Genomic DNA, 16,604 nt, shown 5'->3' on the forward strand with positions numbered 1-16,604 from the left:
GCAACGACTTCCGGGCGCGGCCGGGCAGATGGCGGTACCGTTCGCGATCATGGCGGCCAACGAGGACGACCAGTCGGCGGCATCGCTGTCCGTGCTCGTCGTCGACGACGAAGCACCGGCGCGGGAGGAACTGGCCTACCTGCTCTCCCGGGACGACCGGGTCCGCCAGGTCCGGGATGCCGCCAGTGGACAGCAGGCGCTGGAGATGCTCGCCAACGACACCTTCGACGTGGTGTTCTGCGACATCAAGATGCCCGGCCTGTCCGGGCTGCGTCTGGCCAGGGTGCTCGCCCAGTTCGCCGAGCCGCCCCAGGTCGTGTTCGTGACGGCCTACGACGACCATGCCGTTGACGCCTTCGATCTCGCCGCCACCGACTACGTGATGAAGCCGGTCAGGGCCGATCGGCTGGCCGAGGCGGTGCGCCGGGTGGTGACCTTCGGCAGTCCGACGGCCGCCGGCACCGAGGACGAGACGATCCCGGTGGAGCTGGCCGGCGTCGTCCGCTTCGTCAAACGCTCGCAGGTGCGGTACGTGGAGGCGCAGGGCGACTATGCACGCCTGTGGACCGCCTCCGGCAGCCACCTGATGCGCATCCCGCTGACATCGCTGGAGCAACGGTGGGCCGGCGCCGGGTTCGCCAGGATCCACCGCAGCACGCTCGTCGCACTCGACCACGTCGAGGAGATCAGGATGATCGACGGCCGAACCACCGTGCAGCTCGGCGATGTCGAGCTGGTCGTCAGCCGACGTCACGTCCGGGAACTCCGCGACCGGCTCGCGGACCGCGGCCGGAGATGACGGCCGAACGGGTCCGGATCGCCCATCCGCGGACCGACGCCGCCCGCGGGGCGCCGCACCGGTCGCCCTCACGGGAGATCCAGGAGCAGACCGAGGTCGGCCGGTGGTACGTCGCTTCGTTGATCCGCAGCCAGCGTCGGCTGGCCCTGCTGGTGACGGCCGGTGGGATCGGCGTGCTGATGGTCATCGCGCTGCTGTCGGCGGTGCTGCCCGCCTGGACGGGATGGCGGGTGTTCGGCATCTCGGTCCCCTGGTTGGTCCTCGGATTCGTGGTCTACCCGGTGATGATCGCCGTCGCCGCACTCGCCGTGCGACACGCCGAACGCAACGAGAAGGCCTTCATCGATCTGGTCCGCCGCCGGTGAGCGGGCAGCTGGCGGCCTCGGTCGCGGTCGGGGTGGTCGCGCTGGTCGCCGCCGTCGCCGGCACCTTCGGTATGCGGCGGGGCCGCACGGTCGCCGACTTCTACGTGGCTTCGCGCGGCGTCACCCCGAGTCGCAACGCTGCGGCCATCGGTGGCGAATACCTTTCCGCCGCATCATTTCTCGGGGTGGCCGGGCTCATCCTGGTCTACGGCTACGACACGCTCTGGTATCCGGTCGGCTACACGGTCGGCTACCTGGTGCTGCTCGTCCTGGTCGCGGCGCCGCTGCGGCGCTCGGGCGCCTACACGCTGCCGGACTTCGCCCAGATCAGGCTGGGTTCGGCCACGGTGCGGCGGATGTCCAGCCTGCTCGTGGTGCTGATCGGCTGGCTCTACCTGGTGCCACAGCTCAGCGGGGCCGCGTTGACGCTGTCCACCCAGACGGGCGCACCGCACTGGCTCGGCGGGGCCGTGGTCTGCGTGGTGGTGCTGATCTCGGTGGCCGCCGGTGGCATGCGGTCGATCACCTTCTCGCAGGCCGTGCTGTTCTGGCTCAAGTTCACCGCCCTGCTGCTACCGGCCATCGTCCTGCTGACGCTCTGGCACCGGGACGGCGACGTGATCGGGACCGGCTATCCGACGGCCCGATCGGACATCACCGTCACGGTGGGAACGCAGACGTCCGTGCGCGCGCCCGTCGCCGAGCAACTGGACATCGTCGGGGCCGTCGACGGTGCGCCGGTCAGCGGGCCGGTCACGCTGACCGCCGGGGAGCACGTACTGGGCGCGGGCACCACCGTGGCCCTGCACGCCGGGGACATCGTGCCGGTGATCGCGACCCTGCCCGCCCGCACGGGCTCACAGTGGTTGCAGCCGTTGGGCTCCGGCCTCTCGCATCCGTTGTACGCGACGCTGTCGCTGATCCTGGCCATCTGCCTGGGCACGATGGGCCTGCCCCACGTGCTGGTCCGGTTCTACACCAATCCGGACGGGCGGGAAGCCCGGCGGACGACGCTCATCGTGGTGATCCTGCTGTCCGGCTTCTACCTCCTGCCCACCGTTTTCGGCGTGCTCGGCCGGGCCTTCGTCCCCGATCTGCTGCTCACCGGCCAGAGCGATGCCACGGTGCTGTTGCTGCCGGAGCGCATGTTCCCCGGCTGGCCCGGGATCGCCCTGGGCACGGTGGTGACGGCGGGAGCGTTCGCCGCCTTCCTCTCGGCGGCCTCCGGTCTGACGGTCTCGGTCGCCGGCGTACTGGCCCAGGACTTCTTCCCCCGCGGGCGGGAGGTGCTGCGGCGCAGTCGGATCGACGCGTTTCGAATCGGCGCGGTCCTGGCCGTCGGGGTGCCGTACGTGCTGAGCCTCGCGGGTCGGCACCTCAGCCTGGCCGCCGTGGTCGGGCTGGCCTTCGCAGTCGCCGCCTCGACGTTCTGCCCGCTGCTGGTCCTCGGTGTCTGGTGGCAGCGGCTCACCCCGATCGGCGCGGTCGCCGGGCTCGTGGTCGGTGGCGGCCTCGCCACCACGGCCGTGCTCGTGACGATCACCGTCTCGCTCCCGGCCGGTTGGCCGGCCACCCTGCTGGCGCAGCCGGCCGCCTGGTCGGTGCCGATCGCCTTCCTGGTGATGGTGGTGGTCTCGTTGCTGACCTCGCATGCGATACCGCCCGGCGTCGGCCGGGTGATGGCCCGGCTGCATCTGCCCGAGGGTCTGGCCGGCGGGCTCGGCTCCGGGCACAGGACCTGAGGGATCCAGCCGTTCGTCGCGCCAGAGCAACCACTCGTCTCGCGTCCTGCGTCATCCGGCGCACCGTCCCGCCATCGGGCGCAACGCCCCTACCGGTCGAAGCCTGCTGCTGTCACCTTCATCACAGGCGGCAACGAGGCCGCCGGCAACTGATCCCGGGCATCCCGGCGATCGGAAGGAGTGCCCGCTCATGGCAATGAGGACCGCTTCGGCCGGACCCACCGCGGCATCGCCCGCTACTGCACCGTCATCGGCCCCCACCACCCCGGCATCGGTGATCGCGCCCGAGACCGCCACCATCGCATCGAGAGTCGCAGATCCCGGCCCGCTCGGGCTGGCCGCATTCGCGATGACGACCTTCTTCCTCTCCGTGGTCAATGCCGGTTTGGTACCGGCGTCGGTGACCAGCGGCATGCTGGCCCTGGCCTTCTTCTACGGCGGCGTGGCCCAGATCCTGGCCGGGATGTGGGAGTTCATCAAGGGCAACACCTTCGGCGCCGTCGCGTTCACCTCCTACGGAGCGTTCTGGATGGCGGTCTGGTACCTGATCGATCGTGGCGTGCTGGCCGGGATGGGTGCGGACGAGGGCAAGGGTTTCGGTCTGTTCCTGTTGGGCTGGACCATTTTTACCGTCTACATGTTCATCTGCTCGACCCGGACGTCCGGGGTGTTGATCGCGGTGTTCGGTGCGCTCGCCCTGACCTTCCTCTTCCTGACGATCGGGGCCTTCGGCGCCTCCTCGGGGATGACCAAGGTCGGTGGATGGCTCGGCCTGCTCACGGCGCTGCTGGGCTGGTACGGCTCGATGGCCGGCGTGATGAACGCGACGGCCAAGCGCGTGGTCCTGCCCACCTTCCCCCGCGCATGACGAACACCCTCTCGAACCTGTCCCACGAAACCCGCGCCTTCGGTCCGACGGCCGCCTTCGCCGCCCAGGCGAACGTCACCGCATCGGCCTACGCCGAGGCGGAGGCGGACGGTCCCGAATTCTGGGCACGCCAGGCGAAGCGCCTGTCCTGGCAGACCCCGTGGACAGCAGCGCTCGACTTCTCGGACGCACCGTTTGCGAAGTGGTTCGTCGGCGGCCGGATCAACGTCGCCTACAACTGCGTCGATCGCCACGTCGAGGCAGGCCACGGCGCCCAGGTCGCCTACTACTTCGAAGGCGAACCGGGCGATCGCCGGGCCATCACCTACGCCGAACTGATGGACGAGGTGTGCCAGGCCGCGAACGCCCTGCTGTCGTTGGGCGTGAAGGCCGGCGACCGGGTCGCCATCTACCTGCCGATGATCCCGGAGACGGTGGTCGCGATGCTGGCCTGCGCCCGCATCGGTGCCCCGCACACGGTGGTCTTCGGCGGCTTCTCCGCCACCGCACTGACCGACCGGATCCTGGACTGCGACGCGAGAGTCGTCATCACCGCCGACGGTGGCTGGCGACGCGGTGCGCCGTCGGCCCTCAAACCGGCGGTGGACGAGGCCCTGGAGAGATGTCCGGACGTCCGCTCGGTGCTGGTGGTGCGCCGGACCGCGCAGGACGTGGCCTGGACCGAGGGCCGGGACGTGTGGTGGCACGACCTGGTGGGCGGGCAGTCCACCCGGCACACCCCGGAATTCTTCGACGCAGAGCAGCCGCTGTACGTGATGTACACGTCCGGCACCACCGGCAAACCCAAGGGCATCCTGCACACCACCGGTGGCTACCTGACCCAGGTGGCCTACACCCACCAGGCTGTCTTCGACCTCAAGCCGGACACCGACGTGTACTGGTGCGCAGCCGATATCGGCTGGGTCACCGGCCACAGCTACATCGTCTACGGACCGCTGGCGAACCGCGCCACGTCGGTGCTCTACGAGGGGGTGCCGAACAGCCCGCACGAGGGCCGGTGGTGGGAGATCATCGACCGCTACCGGGTGACGATCCTCTACACGGCCCCGACGACGATCCGCACCTTCATGAAATGGGGCGACGACATCCCGGCCGGCTACGACCTGTCGTCGCTGCGGCTGCTCGGATCAGTGGGCGAGCCGATCAATCCGGAAGCGTGGATGTGGTACCGGAAGAACATCGGGCACGATCACTGCCCCATCGTCGACACCTGGTGGCAGACCGAGACCGGCGCCATGATGATCAGCCCGCTGCCCGGGGTGACCTGGACGAAGCCCGGCTCCGCGACCAGGGCGCTCCCCGGGATCGGCGCCGAGGTGGTCGACGACGAAGGGCATCCGGTGCCGAACGGGTCCGGCGGGCTGCTGGTGCTCACCCGGCCGTGGCCGGCGATGCTGCGCGGAATCTGGGGGGACGAGGCCCGGTTCCGCGAGACCTACTGGTCCAGGTTCGCCGAGCAGGGGTACTACTTCGCCGGTGACGGCGCCAAGAAGGACGAGGACGGTGACCTCTGGCTGCTGGGACGCGTCGACGACGTGATGAACGTGTCCGGGCACCGGATCTCGACCACCGAGGTGGAGTCGGCACTGGTCTCGCACCCCGCGGTGGCCGAGGCGGCCGTCGTCGGCGCCGACGACGACACCACCGGGCAGGGCATCGTCGCCTTCGTCATCCTGCGGAACCACAGTCTGCACAACGGTTCTGCCGAAGATCTGGTCAAGGAGCTCCGCACCCACGTGGCCCACGAGATCGGCCCGATCGCGAAGCCCCGCCAGATCATGGTGGTGCCGGAACTGCCGAAGACCCGCAGCGGGAAGATCATGCGTCGGCTGCTCCGCGACGTGGCCGAACACCGGGAACTCGGTGACGTCACGACGTTGACCGATTCCTCGGTGATGGCGCTGATCGGCACCAGGATGCCGACTTCGGCCACCGAGGAGTGACCTGGCTCGGCAGGGGAGACCCGGACGGGTCCGGGTCTCCCCTGCACCCGGCGGCGGAATAGGGTCCGGCCGGGGCCGGTTGGACTCGACATGAACATTCCCCTGTCGATCCTTGATCTGGCACCGATCAACAAAGGGCAGAGCGTCGGTGAGGGCATCGCCGCGAGCGTCGCGCTCGCGCAGCGGGCCGAGGCCTTCGGGTATCGCCGCGTCTGGTACGCCGAGCACCACAACATGTCCTCGATCGCCTCCTCGGCCACCAGCGTGCTGATCGCCCACATCGCCGCGAACACCTCGACGATCCGCCTCGGAGCCGGCGGCGTGATGCTGCCCAACCACTCGCCCCTGACCATCGCGGAGCAGTTCGGCACCCTCGCCTCCATCCACCCCGGACGGATCGATCTCGGCCTCGGCCGCGCCCCGGGTTCGGACCAGATGACGGCGCGGGCCATGCGCCGCGACCCGGGCTCGTCGGACCGGTTCCCGGACGATGTGCTGGAACTGCAGGGCTACCTCAGCGGGAAGTCACTGGTCCCCGGGGTCACCGCGGTGCCGGGTCAGGGCACCGAGGTCCCGCTGTACATCCTCGGGTCATCGTTGTTCGGGGCCCAGCTCGCCGCTGCGTTCGGCCTCCCGTTCGCGTTCGCCTCGCACTTCGCACCGGCGTCGCTGATGGAGGCGATGGCCATCTACCGCAGGGACTTCCAGCCGGGCGCGCAGCTGACCGAGCCCTATGCGTTCGCTGCGCTCAACGTCATCGCCGCCGACTCGGCCGAAGAGGCCGAGCGGGAGCTGCACCTGGTGAAACGGGCCAGGGTTTCGCTCCTGTACGGCCGGAGCGGCCGCACGTTCACCGACGAGGAAGCCGACTTGGTGATCGAATCGGACGCCGGTCGGCAGATCGAGCAGATGGTCCGCTACTCGGCCGTCGGAACGGCTTCGGAAGTGCGGAACTACCTCGACGAGTTCGCGGAGCTGACCGGAGCCGACGAGCTGATCACCGCCCACCAGGCGTCCACCACCGAGTTCCGGCTGCGGTCGGTCGAGCTGACCGCCGACGCCATGGCCACCGTCTGAGGTACCGGGTCCGGTCCCGGGACGTCACCTGCGAATGATCACCAGACACACCGCCGCCAAACCGACGGCGAGCACGAACAGGTCGAAGACGCGGCCGAAAACTGAATCGGCGGTGACCAGGGCGGCCAGTCCGATGGCCGTGATGACCGCCGCGGACAGGAGCCTGCCTGCCTGCCTGACCCGCTTGCTGGACGCCACCGCCAAGACGCTACGCGGTGGGCACCGAAGCGTCCGTCGTACTGTGTGCGCAGCGAATGTCGCACGACGGAAGAGGTTCACCATGCAGATCACCAAACTCGGCCACTCCTGCCTGCACGTCGCCGACGGCGACGCCGACATCCTGATCGACCCCGGCACGTTCTCGGCCGGTTTCGAGACGCTGACGGGGCTGACCGGCATCCTGATCACCCACGAGCACATGGACCATCTGGACCTGGATCGACTTCCCGCGTTGGTCGCGGCGAACCCGCAGGCGCCCGTCTACGCCGACGCCGGCTCTGCCCCCAAGATCGAGGCGGTCGGCATCACGGTCACGGCGGTGAAGGCGGGCGACTCCTTCGACGTGGGAACCACTGTCACCGTCCACGGCAAGAACCACGCCGTCATCCACGCGGACCTCCCTGACGTCGCCAATGCCTCCTACCTGATCGGCGGGCGCCTGCTGCACCCCGGTGACTCGCTCGCCGTGCCGGCCGTGCCCGTCGAGATCCTGGCAGTGCCGGCGGCCGCGCCGTGGATGGCGCTGAAGGAGGGCGTCGACTTCTACCGGGCCGTCTCCCCGGCGGTCGCCTTCCCGATCCACGAGAAGATCCTGGCGAACCCGGGCATGGCCTACGGCCTGCTGGAGAAGTTGGGCCCGCAGTCCTCGAAGTGGTTGGCCCCCGCCGACGGCGAGACCTTCGAGGTCTGATCACGTGACGGCCCAGCACGTGCTGTCGTCCCAGGCGCTGCCGGGGTCGGCCACTGCGGCGGACCTGGCGGATCTGCACGTCCGCCTCCAGTCCGGCGGGATCGAGCTGATCGTCGGCACGGTGGTGGACATGGCCGGCGTGATCAGGGCGAAAGCGGTGCCGGCGCAGCGGGTCGAGTCGTTCCACCGCCCGGGGCTGGGTGCCTCACCGACGTTGAACGCGTTCTGCCTCGACGGTGTCGGGATCGCCCACACCCCAGCGATCGGCGTCACCGGCGACCTCCGGCTGCGGCTGGAGACCGGGTCGATCACGCCCATCGGAGACCGGATCGCCTGGGCCCCCGCCGAGTTCTTCGACCAGCAGGGCACACCGGATCCGGGCTGCGCGCGGGGGCGACTCCGCGAGATGGTCGCGGCGGTGAGCGCGGACGGCCTCGAGGTCCTCATCGGGTCGGAACTGGAGTTCGTCCTGACCGGTCCGGCCGGCGAGCGACTGACGACCGGCACCTGGCAGCCGTACGGGGCGGCACCGGCGCTGGCGCACAGCCCGTTCCTGACCGATCTGGTCCGGACGTTCGCCTCGGCCGGGCTGCCGGTCGAACAGGTCCACGCCGAGTACGGCCCTGACCAGTACGAGATCTCCCTTCCCCCGGCGGCCCCGCTGGCCGCCGCCGACCAGGTCGTCCTGGCCAGGGTGCTGCTGGGGCGCATCGCCGGACGACACGGAGTCGGCGTCTCGTTCTCCCCCGTTCCCTTCGTCGGCAGCGCGGGAAACGGTGCGCACCTGCACCTCTCGCTTCGCCGGGACGGGCAGCCGCTGCTGTCGGACGGCACCGGTCCGCATGGCCTGCAACCGGACGGTGCTGCCGCACTGGCCGGCATCGTCAACGGCCTACCCGAGTTCATCGCGGTGGTCGCGGGCGCGCCGCTGTCCGGTACCCGGCTCGGCCCCGGGACCTGGGCCGGCGCCTACGCGTGCTGGGGCCTGGAGAACCGTGAGGCCGGCGTCCGCCTGTGTGCGGCGACGCCCGGCAATCCGTACGGCGCGAACATCGAGGTCAAGTGCGTGGATCCGGCCGCCAACCCGTACCTCGCGGTGGCGAGCATCCTCGGTCTGGCGCTGGCGGGTATCGCCTCGTCAGCAGCGCTGCCGGAGGAGGTGGCGGTGGATCCGTCGTCGATCCCGGGCGACCCCATCCCGCGGTTCCCGCACGATCCGGTCCAGGCCGCCGAGCTGCTGGAGACCTCCGCTCTCGCGCAGCAGATCCTCGGGCCCCGGATCGTGCAGTCACTGCTGGCGGTCCGCCGGTGGGAGATTGCCGCGTACGCCGACCTGCCGGTGGAGGAACTGTCCGCCGCTCTGCGCATGGTGTGGTCGGGATGAGCCCGGACCCGTTCGCCGGTGTGGATCCGGAGGTTCCGTCGGGGCTGGCCGGCGCGCTCGCGGCACTGTCCCTGGTCGATCACCACGTGCACGGGTGTTTCGCCGGGCCGGTCTCCCGGGCGACGCTCGAGGAAGCACTCAACGAGGGCTCGCCGGATCCGATCCCGTCGTGGATGACGCAGTTCGATTCCCAGCTCGGTTTTGCGGTGCGACGGTGGTGTGCGCCGATTCTCGGGCTGGCGGCCCACGCCGACCCGGACGAGTACGTGGCGGCCAGGTCGGCACTGTCGACGGAGGATCTCTCGCGTCGCATGCTCGTGGCCGCCGGCGTCCGGACCTGGGTGGTGGACACCGGCTACTCCGGGGATCAGATCGTGTCGCCATCGGTGTTGTCGGCCTGGTCGGACGGCGAATCGGTGGAGATCCTCCGGCTGGAATCGCTGGCCGAATCCCTGATGGCCGAGGGTGTCTCGCCGACCGACTACGCCGACGCGATGCGTGCCCGCCTGGCGGGCGCCGGCCCGGGAGTGGTCGGAACGAAGTCCGTGGTGGCCTACCGGTGCGGGTTCGACATCGACTGGTCCCCGCCGACCGGGTCGGCGGTCGAGGTCGCCGCCCGGGAGTGGGCGCAGCAGATCGCCGAGGGTCGGCCGATCCGGCTGACCTCGCCGGTGCTGGCGGCCTTCGGCATCCACTGCGCGGCCGCCGCCGGTCTGCCGGTCCAGTTCCACGTCGGCTTCGGCGACCGGGATCTCGATCTGCACCGCGTCAACCCGATGCTCCTGCTCCCACTGCTCCGGCAGCCCGTGGTGGCCGCGGTACCGGTGATGCTTCTGCACTGCTACCCCTTCCACCGGGAGGCCGGGTACCTGGCACAGGCCTTCGACCAGGTCTACTTCGACATCGGGCTCTCGGTGAACCACCTCGGGGCGAGGGCGACCGATCTGGTGGCCCAGTCGTTGGAGCTGGCGCCGTTCGCCAAGCAGCTCTACTCCTCCGACGCCTTCGGGCCTCCGGAGCTGCACCTGCTCGGCGCGGTGCTGTGGCGCCGGGGAATGGGTCAGGTGCTGGGCCGGTGGGTACGTCAGGGAGATTGGGCCGAACGGGATGCGATCCGGGTGGCGGAGATGATCGGCCGCCGCAACGCCGAGCGCGTCTACCGGATTTGAGCGCGCGGCGGCTCCGGGCCGGCCCGCTCGCACGGCCGCGAACTACAGGCCGTCGACGTAGTCCTTCGCCTAGCGGAGTCCCCACGAAGTGTGCTCGCGCACCAGCTTGATCGCCGAGACCGGCTGCCCGGACGCTTTCATCGACCTGGCCTGCAGTTCCACCTCCAACGACACCGTCGACGCGCTGGGAGTCGTCTCCACCGGGGTGCCGGTGTCGGGCCCGATCGGCTGATGCTTCATCGGATCGGGTCCGGCCGGCTCGGTGCCGGTCTGCCCGAAGTCGCCAGGGGAGGATGCGGACACCTGCGGTGCGGGCGGGATAGGCGGGACCGACTGCACGGGCGGCACGGCCATCCGATCGACCATCTGCTTCGCCGACGCCAGCCCGAGACCGGGCGTGCCGTCCCGCAACATCTTGATGGCCGGAATCTTCTGGTTCGCGCGGGCCAGCGCCCTGACCCGGCCGACCAGTTCGGGATCGAGCAGGAGCTGCGTCGGGTCGACGCCGCCGACAGCCCGGCGTGCGACCACCACCATCAGCACCGCGACCACGAGAAGCGCCACCATGACCCAGATCCAGACGCTCACGGTGGTTGATCCTAACCGGGCCCGGACCTCGACGCCGGACGGACGGGATCTCCTGCTCGGGACCGAGGGACCTTGGGTCACCCACGTGGCCAGGGCCCCGGCAAAGTCGCAGATCGCTCATGTCGGGCTGTTTTAGCTGGTCAGCACGAGTTTGGGTGGTCGGTGGGGGTCTCGGGCGTGATGTCGGACGGCTTCTGCGATGTTGCGGGCTCCGTCCAGTCGAAGAAGTCCGATGGCCAGGTTTCGTAGTGTGGCCATGACCTGGGGTCCGTTGCCGGTGCGGGCCTGGGACAGGTCTTCACCGAAGGTGACGTCCCGGACCCAGTGCAAACGGTTTTCAATCGACCAGTGTCCTCGGAGCCAGGTGCCCAGCTGCGCGGCGGACGCCTGGGTCGGGTGCAGGTCGGTGACCGCGTAGACGGTCTCGGTATGCCACTTCTTGGATCGGATCGACCGGACTTTTCTGCTCACCTGAATCGCCTGGGCGGCGTGCGGAAACAGAATTCCCGCGGCGATGGTGACGACTTTGAGGGTTCGTTTCTCGATCCGTCCGTGTCCGCGGTCCTTCTGGGTGTCGGTGACGTCGACGTCGTTCCATGGGAGTTGGGCCAGTCGCCGCCGCAGCGTCGGTTGGTTACCTTTCACGGTGAGCAGGTAATGCGCTCCGCGTTGCTCCACGAGATACTTGGCATGGATTTTCTGGCAGTGCATCGCATCGGCGGTGACCAACGCACCGAGCAACTCGATGTTGTCTAAAAGCTCGGCGAACATGGGGATCTCGTTGGTTTTGACATCGACGTCCAACTGCCCCAGGACCAGGCCTGCGGTGTGAGTGAGCGCTGAGAGCAGATGTCGGCACCGGCCGCCGGCCACGGCGGATCCCCGGACCGATTTGCCGTCGACTGCGATCACTTGAAATGTTTTCGACGCGGTGGCGACCACAGCGGCCCAGGTCCCGACGATGACATCCAAACCGTCGGCGTTGATCCTGTTCAGGGTTCGCCGGATCGTCGACTCGCAGGGTCTCTCACTGGATACGCCAAGTTTGGCCAATACTGCTGGTGCGGTGTCGGCGGCCCATTCGGCGATGGCGACGAAGGAGCGGGCACCGGCGATCACCGCGCACGCGGCCACCGCCAAAATGGTGGACAAGCCGTGCCGGCGGCCGCGCGCGCTGCGGGGGTCGGGAACCGATCGCAGGGCTCGGAGCAACGCCGCCGGCGCCGTGGGGATGTCGGGGAACTCATCTTCGTCGAATTGGTCAACGACGGTATACCTGGGTGATGATGACATCGGGCGTGGTCCTTGGCTGTGAGTGAGTGGCCTCAAGAACCTTCATGATCATCACCGTGGGCCACGCCCACCCGCAAACCGCCCCTCCCGGCGTGTCGCAACCCATCGCCGCAGCTCAAGAATTGTCAACCCGACTTTGCCGGGGCCCTGCCCACGTGGCCGAGCCACCTGAGCGCGGAACTATTGTCGCGATCAGATCGTGACTCACACATCGGGTGTGCAGCAGAAGCGGCGACGGTGCCGCACGAGGAGGAACAACGACGTGTACGAGGACCTCAGGGGCAAAGTCGCAGTCATCACCGGCGGCGCGCGGGGCCTCGGCTACCAGATGGCCGGTGCACTCGCCGCCCATGGAGCCGAGATCGCATTGATCGACCTGCTGCCCGAGGTCACCGACAGCGCCGCACGACTGGCGAGCACCAGGAGTGTGCGCACCGTCGGGATCTCGGCCGACGTCACCGATCAGGACTCGATCGGCGGAGCGATCGCGGCCGTGGCCGGTTCGCTCGGCACCCCGTCGATCCTGGTGAACGCCGCCGGCATCACCAGTTGGGGGGATTCCACCGACGTCACCGCCCAGGCCTGGCGCAAGGTCATCGACGTGAACCTGACCGGCACCTTCTTCAGCTGCCAGGCCTTCGCCCGATCGGTGTTCGCCGCCGGCGGGCAGGGCGCAATCGTCAACGTGTCGTCCATGTCGGCATTCGTGGTCAACGTGCCACAGCACCAGGTGTCCTACAACGCTTCCAAGGCGGCCGTCGACCAGATCACCAGATCCCTTGCAGTGGAATGGATCTCCAAAGGAATAAGGGTCAACGCCATCGCCCCCGGTTATTTCCTCTCGGACATGACGAAACAGTTCCTGGACTCCAACGAAGAACTGGGCAAGTACTGGAAGACGCTGATCCCGGCGGGCCGGATGGGACAGCCGGCCGATCTCGACGGACTTGTCGCGTTCCTGGCGTCCGACGTCTCGCAGTACATCGTCGGCGAGTCCATCGTCATCGACGGCGGCTACTCGATTGTCTGACCCCGTTCCGGCCGAGCCCCTCCTGGGCGAGCCCTTCGCACGCGCATCCGGTGGCACGCCGGCCGGCGGGACGATGGCCGGCCGGGTGGTGGCCGTCACCGGCTCCGGTTCGGGCATCGGACTGGCCACCGCCGCGGCGGTCTCGGCCCTGGGCGCCTCGGTGCTGCTGACCGGGCGGACCCGCGAGAAACTCGACGCGGCGGCGGCGAGGTTGCCGGGGCCGACCGCCGTCCTGACGGTCGACGTGTCCGCGACCGATGCCGGGCCGAAGGTGATGGCGGCAGCCATCTCCGAGTTCGGCCGGCTCGATGTGGTCGTCGCGAACGCGGGCGTCTACCTGCCGGGCGACCTGTGGGACGGGCAGACCGCGGACTTCGACCGCCTGATCGCCACCAACGTCTCCGGGGTGATCAACACGGTCCATGCCGCCGTCCTGGCGATGCGGGGGGCCGGCCACGGCGGCGACATCATCGTGACCAGTTCCGTGTCGGGACACCAGGCGATCTCGTGGGAGCCGATCTACTCGGCCTCCAAGCATGCGGTCCAGGCCTTCGTCCACGCCGTGCGCCGGCAACTCGTCGGCTCCGGCATCCGGATCGGCGCCGTCGCGCCCGGCGTGGTGCTCAACGATCTCTGGCAGGTCACCAGCACCGACGAGATCAACGCCCGGGTCGCGGCCGGCGACGGGATCCGCTCCGAGGATGTCGCGGACGCCGTCGTGTTCATGTTGACCAGACCCCGGCACGTCGGCATCAGGGACCTGGTCATCCTGCCGGTGAACCAGGAGATCTGAGCAGTCCGTCGTCGGGGTCGGCGAGGTCCGTGCGTCGGGCACGCACCGCGAACGGACCGCCGCGGACGGCTCGGATCGCTCGGGCGGCCACGGATGCCTCGGTGCCGGCGGAGATGGCCTAGTGTCGGTGGGTGTGAACGACAGACTGGTATGGGTTGACTGCGAGATGACCGGGCTCGATCTGCACAGCGATGCTCTCATCGAAATTGCGGCGCTGGTGACCGACGGAGAGCTGAACGTGCTGGGCGACGGAGTCGACGTGGTCATCCACGCGTCGGACGAGGCGCTCGCCGCAATGCCGGAGGTCGTGGAGCAGATGCACGCGAAATCCGGTCTGACCGAGCAGGTCAGGGCTGCGACCGTCACCATCGAAGAGGCCCAGAAGATGGTGCTCGACTACATCAGGCAGTACGTGAAGGAGCCACGGACGGCCCCGCTCGCGGGTAACTCGATCGGTACCGACCGTGGATTCATCGCACGCGACATGCCGGAGCTCGACAACTTCCTGCACTATCGGATGATCGACGTGTCCAGCATCAAGGAACTGACCCGCCGCTGGTATCCGAAGGTCTACTACGCGCAGCCGGCCAAGGGCATGGCCCACCGTGCGCTGGCCGACATCATCGAGTCCGTCAGGGAACTCGCCTACTACCGCCAGACCGTGTTCGTGCCGGCCCCGGGCCCGGGCAGCGAACAGGCGCAGGCGGTCGCGGCGAAGCTGCTGGACCGGCCCTGAGCCTTGGCCTTGACGCGTTCCCGGCGTCTCGCGGGCGCTCCGGCCGGATGCTGCTCCGGTGACGGAGTGCCGTTCCCCGGGGGACGGCACTCCGGTCGACCGTTGGCGCACGGTGAATCCACCCTCGATCGTCGGTTAGACTATGGCGTCCCGTTGGCCAGCCTCGGGATGCGGAACGAGACGGTATCCCGCTCTCGGGCAGTTCTCCTGGTTCCGCGATGGTGGGCGTAGCTCAGCTGGTAGAGCACTGGCTTGTGGTGCCGGTGGTCGCGGGTTCGAGTCCCGTCGCTCACCCCACGTGGAAGGGCCCCGACCGTCGCGTCGGGGCCCTTTCTGCGTTTCGATCCCCAGTCGTCCGCTTCGGCCGTGGCGTGAGTGGTGATCTGTCCGAAACGCCCTCATCGTGCATCGGCAATGCCCGGGTGGCACGGTCGCTGCGCCGGCCTGCCACGGCGAGAACAGGTGAACCAGATGTCCGCTTCGCCACCCGTCGTCACCGTCGTGTCCGGTTGTGCGATCGCCACCGTGGACCCCGCCGGCACCGAGTACCCGTTCGGCCATCTGGTGATCGAGGGCACCCGCATCGCAGCAGTCGGCGCCGGAGCCGTTCCGGCGGGCTGGCTGGATCGTCAGGACCGCAGGATCGACGGCCGCGGCCTGCTCGCGACGCCGGGACTGGTGAACACCCACCACCACCTCTACCAGTGGATCACCCGTGGATACGCCCAGGATGCAACGCTTTTCGGATGGCTCAACGATCTGTACCCGGTCTGGGCCGGAATCGACGAGGACACCACCGAGGCCGCCGCCGCAGCCAATCTCGGCTGGCTGGCGATGTCCGGATGCACCCTCACCACCGACCACCACTACGTCTTCCCGAAGGCCGGTGGTGACGTGCTGGGAGCCACCATCGCCGGAGCGAGGAGGATCGGGCTCCGGTTCCACCCCACGCGCGGCTCGATGGACCTGGGACGTTCGTCGGGCGGGCTCCCTCCGGACTCGGTCGTCGAGGCGACGGAGGACGCCCTGATCGCCTCGGAGGAGGCCATCAACCGATGGCATGACCCGTCGCCCGACTCCGCGTTGCAGATCGCACTCGCGCCGTGCTCCCCCTTCTCGGTGACCGCCGAACTGATGACGGGGGCCGCCGCCCTGGCGCGCAGACACGGTGTGCGACTGCACACCCACCTCTGCGAGACGATGGACGAGGAGGCCTTCTGCCTGGAGAAGTTCGGGCGGCGCCCGGTCGACTACATCGAGGACCTCGGGTGGCTCGGCCCGGACGTCTGGTTCGCCCACTCGGTCTGGCCGTCGCCGGCCGACATCGCCAAGTTCGCCGCCACCGGAACGTCCGTCGCGCACTGCCCCACCTCCAACGCACGGCTGGGATCCGGGATCGCGCCGATCGCCGACATGCTGGCCGCCGGTGTCACCGTCGGGCTCGGGGTCGACGGCGCGGCTTCCAACGAGTCGGGCCGGCTCGACGAGGAACTCCACCAGGCGCTGCTGGTCGCCCGCCTGCGCAGTGGTTCGACGTCGATGTCTGCGCGTCAGGTGCTGTCGATGGCGACGATCGGCGGGGCAACGGTTCTCGGCCGGCAGGACGACCTGGGTTCGCTGGAGGTCGGCAAACTGGCCGACGTCGCGCTGTGGCGGGTCGACACCATCGGCGGCGGCGACATCGCCGACCCGGTGGCCGCTCTCGTCCTCGGCAGCCGGAGCCCGTTGGAGCTGCTGACGGTCGGCGGAGCGCCCGTCGTCGAGTCGGGTGAGCTCGTCAACGCCGACGCCGGGACCCTGGGCCGGGCTTCGAGTGCCGCTGCTCGCAAGCTCGCTGCCGCTGCCGGCCGATGATCCGGCGGCGGTAGATCCGACGGCGCTGATCC

General features: G+C 69.2%; 16 protein-coding genes and 1 tRNA gene. 14 read left to right on the plus strand and 3 right to left on the minus strand.

The annotated features are described in order from the left end of the window. Window positions 1–49: 49 nt before the first annotated feature. The 6 genes from H7F38_RS20540 (at window position 50) to H7F38_RS20565 (ending at window position 6,815) form a co-directional block, all read left to right on the plus strand. Window positions 50–799, plus strand: coding sequence for a LytTR family DNA-binding domain-containing protein (locus tag H7F38_RS20540; protein ID WP_187091539.1), 750 nt, complete (start codon window positions 50–52; stop codon window positions 797–799). Next, window positions 796–1,164 carry a hypothetical protein gene (locus H7F38_RS20545; protein WP_222618219.1) on the plus strand — a complete coding sequence of 123 codons (369 nt, stop codon included), beginning with the start codon at window positions 796–798 and terminating at the stop codon, window positions 1,162–1,164. Before H7F38_RS20540 ends, H7F38_RS20545 begins: the two co-directional genes overlap by 4 nt. Continuing rightward, window positions 1,161–2,906, plus strand: a complete 1,746-nt coding sequence (locus H7F38_RS20550; RefSeq protein ID WP_222618220.1) for a cation acetate symporter — start codon at window positions 1,161–1,163, stop codon at window positions 2,904–2,906. The genes H7F38_RS20545 and H7F38_RS20550 overlap by 4 nt, the downstream gene beginning before the upstream one ends. Before the next feature lie 190 nt (window positions 2,907–3,096). Then, window positions 3,097–3,774: an acetate uptake transporter gene (locus H7F38_RS20555; RefSeq protein ID WP_222618222.1), complete on the plus strand. Its 678-nt coding sequence runs from the start codon at window positions 3,097–3,099 to the stop codon at window positions 3,772–3,774. Beyond that, a complete protein-coding gene (gene acs / locus H7F38_RS20560) occupies window positions 3,771–5,738 on the plus strand; it encodes an acetate--CoA ligase (protein ID WP_187091540.1) in 1,968 nt (655 codons plus the stop codon). Before H7F38_RS20555 ends, acs begins: the two co-directional genes overlap by 4 nt. 90 nt (window positions 5,739–5,828) lie before the next feature. Further along, a complete protein-coding gene (locus H7F38_RS20565) occupies window positions 5,829–6,815 on the plus strand; it encodes an LLM class flavin-dependent oxidoreductase (protein ID WP_187091541.1) in 987 nt (328 codons plus the stop codon). Between the two features lie 24 nt (window positions 6,816–6,839). On the opposite strand, the gene H7F38_RS20570 is transcribed toward H7F38_RS20565, so the two are convergent. Next, the gene (locus H7F38_RS20570; RefSeq protein ID WP_187091542.1) at window positions 6,840–7,013 is read right to left on the minus strand and encodes a hypothetical protein; all 174 of its coding nucleotides are present in this window, start codon (window positions 7,011–7,013) and stop codon (window positions 6,840–6,842) included. An 82-nt stretch (window positions 7,014–7,095) separates the two neighbouring features. On the opposite strand from H7F38_RS20570, the gene H7F38_RS20575 reads away from it, so the two are divergent. Genes H7F38_RS20575 through H7F38_RS20585 form a run of 3 tightly spaced genes read left to right on the plus strand, consistent with a single transcriptional unit; the run spans window position 7,096 to window position 10,278 of the window. Next, window positions 7,096–7,725 (plus strand): MBL fold metallo-hydrolase, encoded by a 630-nt coding sequence (locus H7F38_RS20575; RefSeq protein WP_187091543.1) that lies wholly within the window; start codon window positions 7,096–7,098, stop codon window positions 7,723–7,725. Window positions 7,726–7,729: 4 nt separating this feature from the next. Next, window positions 7,730–9,109 carry a glutamine synthetase family protein gene (locus H7F38_RS20580; protein ID WP_222618223.1) on the plus strand — a complete coding sequence of 460 codons (1,380 nt, stop codon included), beginning with the start codon at window positions 7,730–7,732 and terminating at the stop codon, window positions 9,107–9,109. After that, a complete protein-coding gene (locus H7F38_RS20585; protein ID WP_187091544.1) occupies window positions 9,106–10,278 on the plus strand; it encodes an amidohydrolase family protein in 1,173 nt (390 codons plus the stop codon). The genes H7F38_RS20580 and H7F38_RS20585 overlap by 4 nt, the downstream gene beginning before the upstream one ends. A gap of 69 nt (window positions 10,279–10,347) precedes the next feature. Here H7F38_RS20585 and H7F38_RS20590 read toward each other — a convergent pair whose 3' ends face one another. Together H7F38_RS20590 and H7F38_RS20595 are read right to left on the minus strand one after the other, a co-directional pair. Next, window positions 10,348–10,866, minus strand: coding sequence for a hypothetical protein (locus tag H7F38_RS20590; RefSeq protein WP_187091545.1), 519 nt, complete (start codon window positions 10,864–10,866; stop codon window positions 10,348–10,350). Between the two features lie 132 nt (window positions 10,867–10,998). Further along, a complete protein-coding gene (locus H7F38_RS20595) occupies window positions 10,999–12,159 on the minus strand; it encodes an ISAs1 family transposase (protein WP_222618046.1) in 1,161 nt (386 codons plus the stop codon). Window positions 12,160–12,421: 262 nt separating this feature from the next. Between H7F38_RS20595 and H7F38_RS20600 the strand changes: the two genes are divergently transcribed. The 5 genes from H7F38_RS20600 (at window position 12,422) to H7F38_RS20620 (ending at window position 16,572) form a co-directional block, all read left to right on the plus strand. Further along, window positions 12,422–13,189 (plus strand): SDR family NAD(P)-dependent oxidoreductase, encoded by a 768-nt coding sequence (locus tag H7F38_RS20600; protein ID WP_222618224.1) that lies wholly within the window; start codon window positions 12,422–12,424, stop codon window positions 13,187–13,189. Next, window positions 13,182–13,982 (plus strand): SDR family oxidoreductase, encoded by an 801-nt coding sequence (locus H7F38_RS20605; RefSeq protein WP_222618225.1) that lies wholly within the window; start codon window positions 13,182–13,184, stop codon window positions 13,980–13,982. The genes H7F38_RS20600 and H7F38_RS20605 overlap by 8 nt, the downstream gene beginning before the upstream one ends. A 133-nt stretch (window positions 13,983–14,115) precedes the next feature. Beyond that, window positions 14,116–14,718 carry an oligoribonuclease gene (gene orn / locus H7F38_RS20610; RefSeq protein WP_187091546.1) on the plus strand — a complete coding sequence of 201 codons (603 nt, stop codon included), beginning with the start codon at window positions 14,116–14,118 and terminating at the stop codon, window positions 14,716–14,718. 221 nt (window positions 14,719–14,939) lie between these two features. Continuing rightward, window positions 14,940–15,015, plus strand: a tRNA-His gene (locus tag H7F38_RS20615). A 174-nt stretch (window positions 15,016–15,189) separates the two neighbouring features. After that, on the plus strand, window positions 15,190–16,572 hold the full coding sequence (locus tag H7F38_RS20620; RefSeq protein ID WP_187091547.1) for an 8-oxoguanine deaminase: 1,383 nt from the start codon (window positions 15,190–15,192) through the stop codon (window positions 16,570–16,572). Window positions 16,573–16,604: the final 32 nt, after the last annotated feature.

The sequence above is a fragment of the Nakamurella sp. PAMC28650 genome (genome assembly GCF_014303395.1).
In the GTDB taxonomy this organism is placed as follows: Bacteria; Actinomycetota; Actinomycetes; order Mycobacteriales; family Nakamurellaceae; genus Nakamurella.